General features: G+C 53.7%; 10 protein-coding genes. 5 read left to right on the top strand and 5 right to left on the bottom strand.

The window, feature by feature from the left end:
* Positions 1-80 precede the first annotated feature (80 nt).
* Positions 81-1,676, top strand: coding sequence for a DUF3300 domain-containing protein (locus ACLJPE_RS14700; protein ID WP_000174512.1), 1,596 nt, complete (start codon positions 81-83; stop codon positions 1,674-1,676).
* Positions 1,677-1,688: 12 nt separating this feature from the next.
* Positions 1,689-2,480, top strand: coding sequence for a DUF2950 family protein (locus ACLJPE_RS14695; protein WP_000757447.1), 792 nt, complete (start codon positions 1,689-1,691; stop codon positions 2,478-2,480).
* A gap of 37 nt (positions 2,481-2,517) precedes the next feature.
* Here ACLJPE_RS14695 and ACLJPE_RS14690 read toward each other — a convergent pair whose 3' ends face one another.
* The 5 genes from ACLJPE_RS14690 to pdhR form a co-directional block, all read right to left on the bottom strand.
* The gene (locus tag ACLJPE_RS14690) at positions 2,518-2,802 is read right to left on the bottom strand and encodes an outer membrane protein (protein ID WP_000765363.1); all 285 of its coding nucleotides are present in this window, start codon (positions 2,800-2,802) and stop codon (positions 2,518-2,520) included.
* A gap of 288 nt (positions 2,803-3,090) precedes the next feature.
* Entirely contained in the window at positions 3,091-4,515 is a 1,425-nt protein-coding gene (gene lpdA, locus ACLJPE_RS14685; RefSeq protein ID WP_001529952.1) for a dihydrolipoyl dehydrogenase, read from the bottom strand.
* Positions 4,516-4,716: 201 nt separating this feature from the next.
* Positions 4,717-6,606 carry a pyruvate dehydrogenase complex dihydrolipoyllysine-residue acetyltransferase gene (gene aceF / locus ACLJPE_RS14680; protein WP_000963592.1) on the bottom strand — a complete coding sequence of 630 codons (1,890 nt, stop codon included), beginning with the start codon at positions 6,604-6,606 and terminating at the stop codon, positions 4,717-4,719.
* Positions 6,607-6,620: 14 nt separating this feature from the next.
* Entirely contained in the window at positions 6,621-9,284 is a 2,664-nt protein-coding gene (aceE, locus tag ACLJPE_RS14675; protein ID WP_001527458.1) for a pyruvate dehydrogenase (acetyl-transferring), homodimeric type, read from the bottom strand.
* A gap of 159 nt (positions 9,285-9,443) precedes the next feature.
* A complete protein-coding gene (gene pdhR, locus ACLJPE_RS14670) occupies positions 9,444-10,208 on the bottom strand; it encodes a pyruvate dehydrogenase complex transcriptional repressor PdhR (RefSeq protein WP_000331771.1) in 765 nt (254 codons plus the stop codon).
* Between the two features lie 562 nt (positions 10,209-10,770).
* Here pdhR and aroP point away from each other — a divergent pair.
* From aroP to ACLJPE_RS14655, 3 genes are all read left to right on the top strand, one after another.
* Entirely contained in the window at positions 10,771-12,144 is a 1,374-nt protein-coding gene (gene aroP, locus ACLJPE_RS14665) for an aromatic amino acid transporter AroP (protein WP_000969487.1), read from the top strand.
* Positions 12,145-12,307: 163 nt separating this feature from the next.
* Positions 12,308-13,714 carry a glycoside-pentoside-hexuronide (GPH):cation symporter gene (locus ACLJPE_RS14660; protein WP_023137246.1) on the top strand — a complete coding sequence of 469 codons (1,407 nt, stop codon included), beginning with the start codon at positions 12,308-12,310 and terminating at the stop codon, positions 13,712-13,714.
* Entirely contained in the window at positions 13,714-14,664 is a 951-nt protein-coding gene (locus ACLJPE_RS14655; RefSeq protein WP_000024771.1) for a family 43 glycosylhydrolase, read from the top strand. The genes ACLJPE_RS14660 and ACLJPE_RS14655 overlap by 1 nt, the downstream gene beginning before the upstream one ends.
* Positions 14,665-14,723: the final 59 nt, after the last annotated feature.

Below are 14,723 nucleotides of genomic sequence, written 5' to 3'. Positions count from 1 at the left end.
CTTTATACTCACGCGAAACTGCACCCCGTCGGCGGCAGGCATAATGACCATAGCGATTCTCTGGAATCGGGAGAGATAAAATGACGTTGCCCTTTAAACCCCATCTCATTGCCCTTGTCTGCAGTGCCGGGTTATTTGCCGCTTCGGGCGTACTGTATGTTAAAAGCCGCGCTCCCGAAGCGCCCGCGCAGGCGGCGGCTCCCGCCCCTGAGCCAACGCAGACCGCTGTGCCCGCGCCTGTCGCGAAAACGACCTTTACCACTGCGCAAATCGATCAATGGGTCGCGCCTGTCGCGCTTTATCCCGATGCCCTGCTTTCGCAGGTGCTCATGGCCTCCACCTACCCGGCGAACGTGGTTCAGGCCGTCCAGTGGTCGCGAGATAACCCCACGCTGCAGGGCGATGCCGCTATTCAGGCGGTGGCCAGCCAACCGTGGGATCCCAGCGTCAAATCGCTGGTCGCCTTTCCCCAGTTGATGGCGCTTATGGGCGAGAATCCGCAATGGGTGCAAAACCTGGGCGATGCGTTCTTAGCCCAGCCACAGGATGTGATGGATGCGGTGCAAAGGTTGCGTCTGCTCGCTCAACAAACCGGTTCGCTAAAATCAACGCCGCAGCAAACCGTCACCAGCGTGCCGAAGTCCAGCGCTTCTAGCGCCGTCACGACGACAACCACCACATCCGCCAGTACGCCAGCGACACCGTCGACCGTCATCAAAATTGAACCCGCGAATCCGCAGGTGGTGTACGTGCCGAACTATAACCCCGCGACGGTGTATGGCGCCTGGCCCAATACCGCTTATCCGCCGGTGTATTTACCGCCCCCTCCGGGACAGCAGTTTGCCGATAGTTTTGTTAAAGGTTTTGGTTATAGTCTGGGCGTCGCCACCACCTATGCGTTGTTCAGCAGCATAGACTGGGATGACGACGATCATCACCACCATGACGACGACCATCATGATGATGATTACCATCATGGTGGTAACGGTTATCAACACAATGGCGATAATATCAATATCAATGTCAATAATTTCAACCGGATATCCGGGCAAAACCTGCCGGGCCAAACGATGGGCTGGCAGCATAATCCCGCCTGGCGCAATGGCGTCCCCTATCCGAATAATACCGTTGCGCAACGGTTCCATCCCACCAATGTTAGCGGCGGGTTAAGCGCAACGCAGCAAGCGCCAGTGTCTCGCGACAGTCAGCGCCAGACGGCCATGACGCAATTCCAACAGCGCAGCCATACAGCGAACGCTTCTTTGCCAGCGCCAGGCACCCGCGATGCCCAGCGTAAAGCGGCCTCACAACAATTAAATCAGATAGCCCGGCGTAATAATTATCGCGGTTATGACAATCAGTATGACAGCGCGCGTCGACAGACGGCGCAGCAGCATAGCGCGACGCTGAAATCCCAGACGCAGCAGCATCCCTTATCGCAGCAACAGCGTAACGCGGCGCATCAGCGGATCGCATCCTCTACGCCGCAGCAGCGTCAGGCATTTCGCCAGAATATGCACGCCAATGTGTTTAGCGGGAACGACAGTCGATCGCCGTCATGGCAATCGCAACAGCTACGCGGCCTGGAAAGCCGTCGCGGCAGCCACTTAAACACCGAGCAACACGCCGCCGCGCGGGAACATTTTTCTGAACATCATGAATTTCATCGCCGTTAACCGGAGCAGATAATGAAAAAGGTTATGTTAAGCGCTCTGTTACTGTCGTTACCCTTGCTGGGCTACGCGCAGGAACGGTTCCCCTCCCCGGAAGCGGCCGCCAGCGCCTTCGCCGCGGCGGTAGCCGGAAAAAACGAAACGCAGCTTACCGCGCTACTGGGCGATGACTGGCGGCAATTTCTGCCGCCGGAAGGCGCCGATCCCGAGGCCGTGGCCCGCTTCAACCGTGACTGGCGCGAAGGCCATCGCATTGTACAAAAAGACAATACGGCGCACCTGAATGTCGGACGAGAAGACTGGCAGCTCCCGGTGCCCATGGTGAAAGAGGCTGGCGGCTGGCGCTTTGATATGGCGGCAGCCGGGAATGAGATCCTCACCCGTACTATTGGGCGAAATGAACTTTCTACCTTACAGGCTATGCATGCTTACGTTGATGCGCAGCAGGACTATTACTTACAAAACCATCGCTGGGCGCACAGGATAATCAGTAGCGAAGGCCAAAAAGATGGCCTGTACTGGCCAACCAAAGCAGGCGACGCCCCCAGTCCCTTAGGCCCAAACTTTAGCCCCGCAGCGCCAGATGAGGGTTACCACGGCTACCATTTCCGTATTATCAGCGATAACGACGGTCACGGCGCGGCGCTTCTGGCCTGGCCGATGCATTACGGCGAAACCGGGGTGATGAGTTTTATGGTCAACCAGGACGATCGTATTTATCAGGCGGATTTAGGCAAAGAGACGGAGAGTAAAGTTCAGGCTATCACGCGTTTTGCGCCAGACGCGCAGTGGCAGGTCGCCGAATAACCCGTAAGCGCCTGGCGTTATCGCCAGGCCATGATCATTAGCCCTGATGCGGCATTAATTCCGGGTGGCCTTGTACCGGCGGCTTGTTGCTGGTCAGCGCGGCTTCATCAGCCTGAATGCTGCCGGAATTGGCCGCCCATACGCCTTCATGCGTGTGGGTGATCTGCTGATGCTGCGCATTCAAATCCTCGCCCATTGCCGCAATATGCGTACTTTCCGTACCGCCGCTGTTAGTCGCCCAGGGGATGACGGGATCGCTGGCAAATGCCATGCCGGAGATCAACGTCGCGGTTAGCGCTGCTGTTGTCAGAAAAAGTTTCATATATCAAACCTCATAATTAGCTCGCTATTATTTTATAGCGTTACTAATTTCAGGGTGATGACAAAGTAAGGAGAGGTATTTCTTATGAAACAATTAGTTGGTCGAAAATGACTGACAAAGGCACTACCGACGGCATAAGGTTTGAAAAGCGCACTGCTGCGGAAAAGATAAATTTTGCGGTTTCGTTATCCTTCGCCATCATTTGACACATCTGATTTGCCATGCATAAAAAAAGCGGCTGTAAAGCCGCTTTTCTGTGTCGAATGGCGCATTGCCACCTACAGAAGATTATTTCTTCTTCGCTTTCGGGTTCGGCAGGTCAGTAATGCTACCTTCGAAGATTTCCGCCGCCAGGCCCACGGACTCATGCAGAGTCGGGTGCGCATGAATGGTCAGCGCGATGTCTTCCGCGTCACAGCCCATTTCGATCGCCAGACCGATTTCACCCAGCAGCTCGCCGCCGTTGGTGCCGACAATCGCCCCGCCGATCACGCGGTGAGATTCTTTGTCGAAAATCAGTTTGGTCATACCGTCTGCGCAGTCAGAAGCGATAGCACGGCCAGAAGCTGCCCACGGGAAGGTGGCGGTTTCATAGCTGATGCCTTTTTCTTTCGCTTCTTTCTCGGTCAGGCCAACCCATGCCACTTCTGGCTCGGTGTACGCGATAGACGGGATAACCTTCGGATCGAAGTAGTGTTTCTTCCCGGCGATAACTTCAGCGGCAACGTGGCCTTCGTGAACGCCTTTATGCGCCAGCATCGGCTGACCGACGATATCGCCGATAGCGAAGATGTGCGGCACGTTGGTGCGCAGCTGTTTGTCGACGCGGATAAAGCCACGGTCGTCAACTTCCACGCCTGCTTTGCCCGCGTCGAGGTTTTTACCGTTCGGCACACGACCGATCGCCACCAGAACCGCATCATAGCGCTGCGCTTCAGCCGGGGCTTTTTTGCCTTCCATCGAAACGTAGATACCGTCTTCTTTCGCTTCAACGGCAGTTACTTTGGTTTCCAGCATCAGGTTGAATTTCTTGCTGATGCGCTTGGTGAAGACTTTAACGATGTCTTTATCAGCCGCCGGGATAACCTGATCGAACATTTCAACCACGTCAATCTCTGAACCCAGCGCGTGGTATACGGTACCCATTTCCAGACCGATGATACCGCCGCCCATGACCAGCATACGCTTCGGCACTTCTTTCAGTTCCAGAGCGTCGGTAGAATCCCATACGCGCGGGTCTTCATGCGGAATAAACGGTAATTGGATCGGACGAGAACCTGCCGCGATGATCGCGTTGTCGAAGTTGATCACGGTTTTGCCGTTTTCGCCTTCAACTTCCAGGGTGTTCGCCCCGGTGAATTTACCCAGACCGTTGACCACTTTCACCTTACGGCCTTTGGCCATACCCGCCAGACCGCCGGTCAGCTGCGTGATCACTTTCTCTTTCCAGGTACGAATCTTGTCGATATCGGTTTTCGGCTCACCGAAGACGATACCGTGTTCAGCCAGCGCTTTGGCTTCTTCGATAACTTTTGCTACGTGCAGCAGCGCTTTAGAAGGGATACAGCCGACGTTCAGACAAACACCGCCAAGGGTGCTGTAACGTTCTACAATTACGGTTTCCAGACCTAAATCAGCGCAACGGAAAGCGGCAGAATAGCCTGCCGGGCCCGCCCCAAGTACCACGACCTGAGTTTTGATTTCAGTACTCATCATGACCTCTTTATTTGTATCCGGCGGTCCGGGGTACTTGATCGCCCATCATCCACCGGGTCGTTCTATCCGCCCGTATCTTACAAAATTGTTAACAATTTTGAAACAACAAACGGATCACGAATTATCGCTTTCGCTAATAACCTCACAAACTCCATGAGATTATCAAAAAAAAGCCGGCCGTCGGGCCGGCTTTTTCGCTTACATCACCAGACGGCGAATGTCAGACAACATATTGTTGATAATGGTAATGAAACGCGCACCATCAGCACCATCGATCACACGGTGGTCGAAAGAAAGAGAGATAGGCATCATCAGACGCGGCACAAACTCTTTCCCATTCCACACCGGTTCCATCGCCGACTTAGAAACGCCGAGGATAGCCACTTCCGGCGCGTTGACAATCGGCGCAAAGTGGGTAGTTCCCAGGCCGCCGATGCTGGAGATAGTGAAGCAACCACCCTGCATTTCGCCAGCGGTCAGCTTACCATCACGCGCTTTTTTGGAGATGGTGGTCAGTTCACGAGACAGCTCGGTCACGCTCTTCTTATTCACGTCTTTAAAGACCGGAACCACCAGGCCATTCGGGGTATCAACCGCCACGCCGATGTTGATGTATTTTTTCAGGGTCAGACGCTGACCGTCTTCGGACAGAGAGCTGTTGAAGCGCGGCATCTGTTCCAGAGCAGCGGCAACCGCTTTCATGATGAAGACCACTGGCGTGTATTTCACATCCAGTTTGCGCTTCTCAGCTTCGGCGTTCTGCTGTTTACGGAACGCTTCCAGATCGGTGATATCGGTTTTGTCGAAGTGCGTAACGTGCGGGATCATCACCCAGTTACGGCTCAGGTTCGCGCCAGAGATTTTCTGGATACGGCCCAGTTCCACTTCTTCAACTTCACCAAACTTGCTGAAGTCCACTTTCGGCCACGGCAGCATACCCGGGATACCGCCGCCCGCAGCAGCCGGCGCAGCTTCCGCGCGTTTGATAGCATCTTTCACGTACGCCTGAACGTCTTCGCGCAGAATACGACCTTTACGACCGGTGCCTTTCACTTTCGCCAGGTTGACGCCAAACTCGCGCGCCAGGCGGCGAATCAGCGGGGTAGCGTGAACGTAAGCGTCGTTTTCAGCGAACTCAGACTTGCCTTCCGCTTTGGCAGCCGGGGCAGCAGGCTTCTCAGATTTCGCCGCCGGAGCCGGCGCCGCCGCTTCCTGTTTAGCCGGAGCGGCCGCAGGCGCTGCGCCTTCTACTTCGAAGACCATAATCAGAGAACCGGTTTTCACTTTATCGCCGGTGCTGATTTTGATTTCTTTCACGGTGCCCGCGAACGGCGCAGGCACTTCCATGGAGGCTTTGTCGCCTTCCACGGTGATCAGCGACTGTTCAGCGGCAACTTTATCGCCGACTTTGACCATCACTTCGGTGACTTCAACTTCGTCGCCGCCGATGTCCGGTACGTTAACGTCTTTCACGCCCGTCGCTGCTGCTGGAGCAGCCGCAGCCGGAGCGGCCTCCGCTTTCGCTGGTGCTGCGGCAGGCGCTGCGCCCGCCACTTCGAAGACCATAATCAGTGAGCCGGTAGACACTTTATCACCGGTGTTCACTTTGATCTCTTTCACGGTGCCCGCGAACGGCGCCGGCACTTCCATAGAGGCCTTGTCACCTTCGACGGTGATCAGCGACTGTTCAGCTTCAACGGTGTCGCCCACTTTCACCATCACTTCAGTCACTTCAACTTCGTCACTGCCGATATCCGGAACGTGAACGTCTTTCGCCGCTGCCGCAGCAGGTGCTGCTGCCGGCGCCGCTTCTTTCTTCTCTTCTGCCTTAGCAGGTGCAGCGTCAGCTGCACCGTCGGCGGAATCGAAAATCATGATAAGTGCACCGGTCTCGGTTTTGTCGCCGACAGAGACTTTGATCTCTTTCACGACGCCAGCCTGCGGAGACGGGACTTCCATAGAGGCTTTGTCGCCTTCTACGGTGATCAGCGACTGTTCAGCTTCCACTTTGTCGCCCACTTTGACCAGAATCTCGGTGATTTCAACTTCATCTGTCCCGATGTCCGGTACTTTGATTTCGATAGCCATTATTCTTTTACCTCTTACGCCAGACGCGGGTTAACTTTATCTGCATCGATGTTGAATTTGGTAATCGCATCCGCTACCACTTTCTTGTCGATTTCGCCACGTTTAGCCAGTTCGCCCAGCGCTGCAACAACCACATAAGAAGCATCAACTTCGAAGTGGTGACGCAGGTTCTCACGGCTGTCGGAACGACCGAAGCCATCCGTACCCAGTACGCGATAGTCGTCAGCCGGTACGTAAGTACGAACCTGCTCGGCGAACAGTTTCATATAGTCAGTAGATGCTACAGCCGGAGCGTCGTTCATCACCTGAGCGATGTACGGTACGCGCGGGGTTTCCAGCGGGTGCAGCATGTTCCAGCGCTCACAATCCTGACCATCACGCGCCAGTTCGGTGAAGGAGGTTACGCTGTACACGTCAGAACCTACGCCGTAGTCGTTCGCCAGGATCTGTGCCGCTTCACGCACGTGACGCAGGATAGAACCGGAGCCCAGCAGCTGAACTTTACCTTTGCTACCTTCGAGGGTTTCGAGTTTGTAGATACCTTTACGGATACCTTCCTCGGCACCTGCTGGCATGGCCGGCATGTGGTAGTTTTCGTTCAGCGTGGTGATGTAGTAGTAAACGTTCTCTTGTTTCTCACCGTACATACGCTCCAGACCATCATGCATGATGACAGCCACTTCGTAAGCGTAAGCCGGGTCGTAAGAGATACAGTTCGGGATAGTCAGCGACTGAATGTGGCTGTGACCATCTTCGTGCTGCAGACCTTCGCCGTTCAGCGTTGTACGACCGGAAGTCCCGCCGATCAGGAAGCCGCGAGCCTGCTGGTCGCCAGCCTGCCAGCACAGGTCGCCGATACGCTGGAACCCGAACATGGAGTAGTAGATGTAGAACGGGATCATCGGCAGATCGTTGGTGCTGTAAGAGGTCGCCGCAGCCAGCCAGGATGCGCCTGCGCCCAGCTCGTTGATCCCTTCCTGCAGAATCTGGCCTTTCTCGTCTTCTTTGTAGTAAGCAACCTGCTCACGGTCCTGCGGGGTGTACTGCTGACCATTCGGGCTGTAAATACCAATCTGACGGAACAGACCTTCCATACCGAAAGTACGCGCTTCGTCGGCGATAATCGGTACCAGGCGATCTTTGATCGACTTGTTCTTCAGCATCACGTTCAGAGCACGCACGAAAGCGATAGTGGTGGAAATCTCTTTGCTTTGCTCTTCCAGCAGCGCGCCGAAATCTGAAAGTTGAGGCAGCTCTAACTTCTCGGTGAAGTTCGGCTGACGGCTTGGCAGGTAGCCATGCAGCGCCTGACGACGTTCATGCAGGTATTTGTGTTCTTCAGAACCCTCCGGGAAGGTAATGTACGGCAGTTTTTCGAGATCAGCATCGGCAACCGGCACGTTGAAACGATCGCGGACGTAACGCACGCCGTCCATGTTCATTTTCTTAACCTGGTGAGCGATGTTTTTACCTTCCGCGGTGTCGCCCATGCCGTAACCTTTAATGGTATGGGCCAGGATTACCGTCGCTTTGCCTTTGGTTTCCTGCGCTTTTTTCAGTGCCGCGTAGACTTTCTTCGGATCGTGACCACCACGGTTCAGCGCCCAAATCTGGTCATCGGTCCAGTCGGCCACCAGGGCTGCGGTTTCCGGATATTTACCGAAGAAGTGCTCACGTACGTAAGCGCCGTCTTTGGATTTGAAGGTCTGGTAGTCGCCGTCAACGGTTTCGTTCATCAGCTGGATCAGTTTACCGCTGGTGTCTTTACGCAGCAGTTCATCCCAACGACCGCCCCACATGACTTTGATAACGTTCCAGCCAGCACCTGCAAAGATGCCTTCCAGTTCGTTAACAATCTTGCCGTTACCGGTGACCGGGCCGTCAAGACGCTGCAGGTTACAGTTGATAACAAAGACCAGGTTGTCCAGTTTTTCACGGGTGGCGATGGTGATCGCGCCTTTGGATTCCGGCTCATCCATCTCGCCGTCGCCGAGGAAGGCGTAAACGGTCTGTTTAGAGGTATCTTTCAGGCCACGGTGTTCCAGATATTTCAGGAATTTCGCCTGGTAGATAGCACCGATTGGGCCCAGCCCCATAGAGACGGTCGGGAACTGCCAGAATTCCGGCATCAGTTTCGGGTGCGGATAGGAAGAGAGGCCATTGCCGTGAACTTCCTGACGGAAGTTATCCATCTGTTCCTGGGTCAGACGACCTTCCAGGAACGCGCGAGCGTAGATGCCCGGAGAGATGTGGCCCTGGAAGTAAACCAGGTCGCCGCCATCCTGTTCGTTGCGCGCACGGAAGAAATGGTTGAAACAGACATCATAGATCGTGGCGGAAGACTGGAAGGACGCCATGTGGCCGCCCAACTCAAGGTCTTTTTTAGACGCACGCAGCACGGTCATGATGGCGTTCCAGCGGATAGCAGAACGAATGCGACGTTCCAGCTCCAGATTGCCCGGGTATTCCGGTTCGTCTTCAACGGCAATAGTGTTGATGTAATTACTGGCCCCTGCGCCTGCCGCGACTTTCACGCCGCCTTTGCGAGCTTCAGAAAGCAGTTGGTCAATCAGATACTGAGCGCGCTCAACACCTTCTTCACGGATGACCGATTCGATCGCCTGTAGCCAGTCGCGAGTTTCGATCGGATCCACGTCATTTGGGAAACGTTCTGACATGGGGGTATTCCTTATCTATCTAATACGTTGAGTTATCTGGAACCTGTCCCATTAAACTTTCGTCAGAAAGCTTAATAAGACAGGTTCTGCGTTTAGTTGCCGCGCACATTTTTGCGCGTTATTCACAACATCTTCTGGTTAACGTTCTGCCAGAAAAAACTAATTCTTGCGCTGTTCCAGACGGCGTAAAGCACGTTCACGACGGCTCTCCTCACGGCTTCTGTCCAGCATAATCTCTTCGATAAACGCCAGATGGCGGTGTGACGCTTCACGCGCTTCTTCTGGTTTTCCGGCCATAATGGCTTCAAATATACGGGTGCGATGCGTACTCACCAGCGGCAGCATCTCCCGACGCGCATACAGCAATTCGAAGTTCTGCCGCACGTTTTGCGCCAGCATCGGCTCCATACACCTTAGCAGATGAAGCAATACCACGTTGTGCGCCGCTTCGGTGACGGCGATTTGATACTGGAGCACGGCTTCAGACTCGGCATCCAGATCGCCGGACTCTTGCGCCAGCTCAATAGCGTGGTGCAGCTCGCGAATACGGTCTTTATCTTCGTCGGTGCTGCGCAGTGCCGCGTAATAAGCCGCAATGCCTTCCAGCGCATGGCGCGTTTCGAGCAGGTCAAACTGGGATTCAGGGTGATCGGAGAGCAGTTCCACCAGCGGGTCGCTAAAGCTCTGCCACAGGCTGCTCTGCACGAAGGTTCCGCCGCCCTGACGACGAAGCAACAATCCCTTCGCTTCGAGACGTTGAATCGCCTCGCGCAAGGAGGGACGGGAGACGTCGAACTGTTTTGCCAGTTCACGTTCCGGTGGGAGTTTTTCTCCGGGACGCAATGTTCCCTCAAGGATTAAAAACTCCAGCTGCTGCTCGATCACATCGGAGAGTTTTGGTTGGCGGATTTTGCTGTAGGCCATGATTTCCTGTCTTAAGCCATTTGCCCGGAGTCAATTGGTCTTACCAATTTCATGTCTGTGACGCTAAAGTAACAAAGTATTCACCTTCTGTCCATACAGGTTTTGATTGAAATCAGTAAAGGAGGCACATTTTAACAATTTTACAGAAATCATGTTTCAAAACTGTAACTGTGCACAAATGTTAAATTTACCCACCAGGAGGTAGATTTAACGTATTTGAAACGATAAAAAATCTCATCTGAACCGATTCAACAGTAGATTAAATGCATTTTTATGCATAAAAAATGAATAAAAACAAATTAACATCTGTAAGGGAAAATAAAAGGAGGTATTTACAAGTGCTTTCTTTTTACGCAACTCGTCATCACCCCTGCACAAAGCAGGTGCATTCGCGGCCACATACCATTATTCTGATCAAGACGAAAGAGTTGAAGTGACATTTTAAAAAACGAGCTTGTAAATAAATCAATACAAAAAGCGGAATTGCAAACTTACACACGCACTACTGCATCGTTCAAAATAAGCGCGTTATGAATAAACCGCGCCCGATACACGAGGTTTTATAATGGACAGTCAGCAGCACGGCGAGCAGCTCAAGCGCGGCCTGAAAAACCGCCATATTCAGCTTATCGCATTGGGCGGCGCGATAGGGACAGGCTTGTTCCTGGGAAGCGCCTCCGTTATTCAGTCGGCGGGGCCAGGAATTATCCTGGGCTATGCGATTGCAGGCTTTATTGCCTTTCTGATTATGCGCCAGCTGGGGGAGATGGTGGTTGAAGAACCGGTCGCCGGCTCTTTTAGCCACTTCGCCTATAAATACTGGGGCGGCTTTGCCGGATTCGCTTCCGGCTGGAACTACTGGGTGCTGTACGTATTAGTTGCCATGGCGGAACTGACCGCAGTGGGTAAATATATCCAGTTCTGGTATCCGGAGATCCCCACCTGGGCTTCTGCGGCAGCCTTCTTTGTGATTATCAACGCCATCAACCTGACCAACGTTAAAGTGTTCGGTGAGATGGAGTTTTGGTTCGCCATTATTAAAGTGATCGCCGTCATCGCTATGATTCTGTTCGGCGCGTGGTTACTCTTCAGCGATACCGCTGGTCCGCAGGCAACCGTGCGCAACCTGTGGGAACAGGGCGGCTTTCTGCCGCATGGCTGGACCGGGCTGGTGATGATGATGGCCATTATTATGTTTTCGTTTGGCGGACTGGAGCTGGTAGGGATCACCGCCGCTGAAGCCGATAACCCGGAACAGAGCATCCCCAAAGCTACCAATCAGGTTATCTATCGCATCCTGATTTTTTATATCGGCTCGCTGGCGGTCCTGCTTTCGCTGCTGCCATGGACTCGCGTCACCGCCGATACCAGCCCGTTTGTCCTTATCTTCCATGAACTGGGCGATACGTTTGTCGCCAATGCGCTGAATATCGTGGTTCTCACCGCCGCGCTATCGGTTTATAACAGCTGCGTTTACTGCAACAGCCGTATGCTGTTCGGTCTGGCCCAGCAGGGAAATGCGCCGAAAGCGCTGCTGAACGTCGACAAACGCGGCGTGCCGGTGAGCTCCATTTTGGTTTCCGCCGTCGTGACGGCGTTGTGCGTGCTGCTCAACTACCTGGCCCCAGAGTCCGCATTCGGACTGCTGATGGCGCTGGTGGTCTCCGCGCTGGTCATTAACTGGGCGATGATTAGCCTTGCCCATATGATGTTCCGTCGCGCAAAACAGCAGCAGGGCGTGAAAACCCGCTTCCCGGCCCTGTTTTATCCGTTCGGCAACGTTCTCTGTCTGCTGTTTATGGCGGCGGTATTGATCATTATGCTGATGACGCCAGGTATGGCGATCTCCGTGTGGCTGATTCCGGTATGGCTGCTCATCCTGGGCGTCGGCTACCTGTGTAAAGAAAAAACGGCAAAAACGGTGAAAGCCCACTGATCGTGGCGTTACTTTTCCGCCCTCCCCGTCCGGGGAGGGTGTTATCTGTCTCACAGTTTCCCACGTATAACCATTTTATCCATATCAGCGGCGTGATCCTGCTACGCAAATAAAAGCTCGCAGGCGAATAATTACCGCCATCATCTGATGGGGAGAAGTCTCAATGGATAAGGGCAGACTTTCGGTAAGAGAGAAAATCGGGTATGGCATGGGTGACGCCGGATGTAACATTATTTTTGGCGCTATCATGCTGTTTGTTAATTATTTTTATACGGATATTTTTGGTCTTGCCCCGGCGTTAGTCGGTGTTTTACTCCTTTCAGTACGCGTTATCGATGCCGTTACCGATCCGGTGATGGGCGCGCTTGCCGATCGTACCCAAAGTAAATATGGTCGTTTCCGCCCCTGGCTACTGTGGATTGCATTTCCCTACGCGCTGTTCAGCGTGCTGATGTTCACGACGCCGGACTGGGGCTATAACAGCAAAGTTGTCTATGCTTTCGTCACCTATTTTCTGCTTTCCGTGACCTACACCGCCATCAATATTCCCTATTGCTCACTGGGCGGCGTGATCACCAACGATCCAAAAGAGCGCGTGGCCTGTCAGGCTTATCGCTTCGTGTTAGTCGGCATCGCGACGCTGTTGTTATCGTTAACGCTATTGCCGATGGTGGACTGGTTTGGCGGCGGCGACAAAGCCAAAGGCTATCAGTTGGCGATGACCGTGCTGGCGATTATCGGCATGGGTATGTTTCTGTTCTGCTTTGCCAGCGTCCGCGAACGCGTTCGCCCTGCCATTCCGACGCACGATGATATGAAGAATGATTTCAAAGACGTGTGGAAAAACGATCAATGGGTACGCATTCTGCTATTGACCTTATGTAACGTCTGCCCGGGGTTTATCCGTATGGCGGCGACCATGTATTACGTCACCTGGGTGATGGGACAAAGCACCCATTTCGCTACGCTTTTTATTAGCCTTGGCGTGGTCGGTATGATGATCGGCAGTATGCTGGCAAAAGTCTTAACCGATCGCTGGTGTAAATTGAAGGTATTTTTCTGGACCAATATCGCGCTGGCGATTTTCTCCTGCGCGTTCTATTTCTTTGATCCGAAAGCTACCGTGATGATAGTGGCGCTCTACTTCCTGCTCAATATTCTGCATCAGATCCCTTCCCCGTTGCACTGGTCGCTGATGGCGGACGTCGATGATTACGGCGAATGGAAAACCGGCAAACGCATTACCGGTATTAGCTTCTCCGGTAATCTGTTCTTCCTGAAACTGGGCCTGGCGATTGCCGGGGCGATGGTCGGCTTTTTGCTCTCCTGGTACGGTTATGACGCCAGCGCCAAAGCGCAAAGCGCTTCGGCGATGAACGGTATTATGCTGTTGTTTACCGTTATCCCTGGCGTTGGCTATCTGATTACCGCAGGCGTGGTACGTCTGCTGAAAGTTGACCGTGAACTGATGAAAAAAATCCAGGACGATTTGGAAAAACGTCGCACTAATTACCGCGAATTGAGTGAGTTGCAGGAGCTCAAAGCCGCTGAAAGCGTAAGGAAAGCCTGATGGCAAACTGGCCAAACCCGTTTATTGAACAACGTGCCGATCCGTTTATTTTACGCGACGGCAGCGATTACTACTTTATTGCCTCCGTACCGGAATATGACAGGCTGGAAATCCGCCGGGCTGATTCGCTGGAAGGGTTGCGCGCCGCCGACCCCGTTGTCGTCTGGCGCAAACCGGAAAGCGGCCCGATGAGCCAGCTCATCTGGGCACCGGAAATGCACCGCATCAACGGTAAGTGGTACATCTATTTTGCCGCTACCCATACTCAAGCGCTTGATAAGCTGGGAATGTTCCAGCACCGCATGTTTGCCCTGGAGTGCGCCGATGCCGACCCACTCACCGGCAAGTGGACGGAGAAAGGTCAAATTAAAACACCGTTTGATACCTTCGCCCTCGATGCCACCACTTTTTATCATCAGGGAAAACAGTGGTATCTGTGGGCGCAAAAAGCGCCGGATATTGCCGGTAACTCAAATATTTATCTGGCTGAACTGGAAAACCCGTGGACTCTTAAAGGCGAGCCGGTAAGACTCAGTAAGCCAGAGTACGACTGGGAGTGTCGGGGTTTTTGGGTTAACGAAGGTCCGGCCGTCGTGGTGCATGGCGACAAGCTGTTTATCAGCTATTCGGCCAGCGCCACCGATGAAAACTACTGTATGGGGTTACTGTGGATTAACGTAAACGACGATCCGCGCGATCCGGCCAACTGGCATAAATCACCGCGCCCGGTCTTTACCACCAGCTATGAGAATCGCCAGTATGGGCCGGGACACAACAGCTTTACGCAAACGCCGGAAGGTGAAGATGTACTGGTGTACCACGCGAGAAATTACACCGAAATTGAAGGCGATCCGTTGTACGATCCCAACCGCCATACGCGTCTGAAACGGGTGCGCTGGGACGAAAACGGGATGCCTGATTTTGGCGTACCGCCAGCCGATACGATCTAAGCCGTTGCACTGCCCGGTGGCGCTAACGCTTACCGGGCCTACAGATTTTTCCATTGTAG

Origin of the sequence: Salmonella sp. SAL04196 (genome assembly GCF_046550835.1) — a bacterium.
In the GTDB taxonomy this organism is placed as follows: domain Bacteria; phylum Pseudomonadota; class Gammaproteobacteria; order Enterobacterales; family Enterobacteriaceae; genus Salmonella; species Salmonella enterica.
This window is presented reverse-complemented; position numbering and strand designations above follow the sequence as displayed.

Coding starts and splice junctions, on each gene's coding strand:
- ACLJPE_RS14700 (WP_000174512.1), top strand. CDS start 81: ATGACGTTGCCCTTTAAACCCCATCTCATTGCCCTTGTCTGCAGTGCC.
- ACLJPE_RS14695 (WP_000757447.1), top strand. CDS start 1,689: ATGAAAAAGGTTATGTTAAGCGCTCTGTTACTGTCGTTACCCTTGCTG.
- ACLJPE_RS14690 (WP_000765363.1), bottom strand. CDS start 2,802: ATGAAACTTTTTCTGACAACAGCAGCGCTAACCGCGACGTTGATCTCC.
- lpdA (WP_001529952.1), bottom strand. CDS start 4,515: ATGAGTACTGAAATCAAAACTCAGGTCGTGGTACTTGGGGCGGGCCCG.
- aceF (WP_000963592.1), bottom strand. CDS start 6,606: ATGGCTATCGAAATCAAAGTACCGGACATCGGGACAGATGAAGTTGAA.
- aceE (WP_001527458.1), bottom strand. CDS start 9,284: ATGTCAGAACGTTTCCCAAATGACGTGGATCCGATCGAAACTCGCGAC.
- pdhR (WP_000331771.1), bottom strand. CDS start 10,208: ATGGCCTACAGCAAAATCCGCCAACCAAAACTCTCCGATGTGATCGAG.
- ACLJPE_RS14660 (WP_023137246.1), top strand. CDS start 12,308: ATGGATAAGGGCAGACTTTCGGTAAGAGAGAAAATCGGGTATGGCATG.
- ACLJPE_RS14655 (WP_000024771.1), top strand. CDS start 13,714: ATGGCAAACTGGCCAAACCCGTTTATTGAACAACGTGCCGATCCGTTT.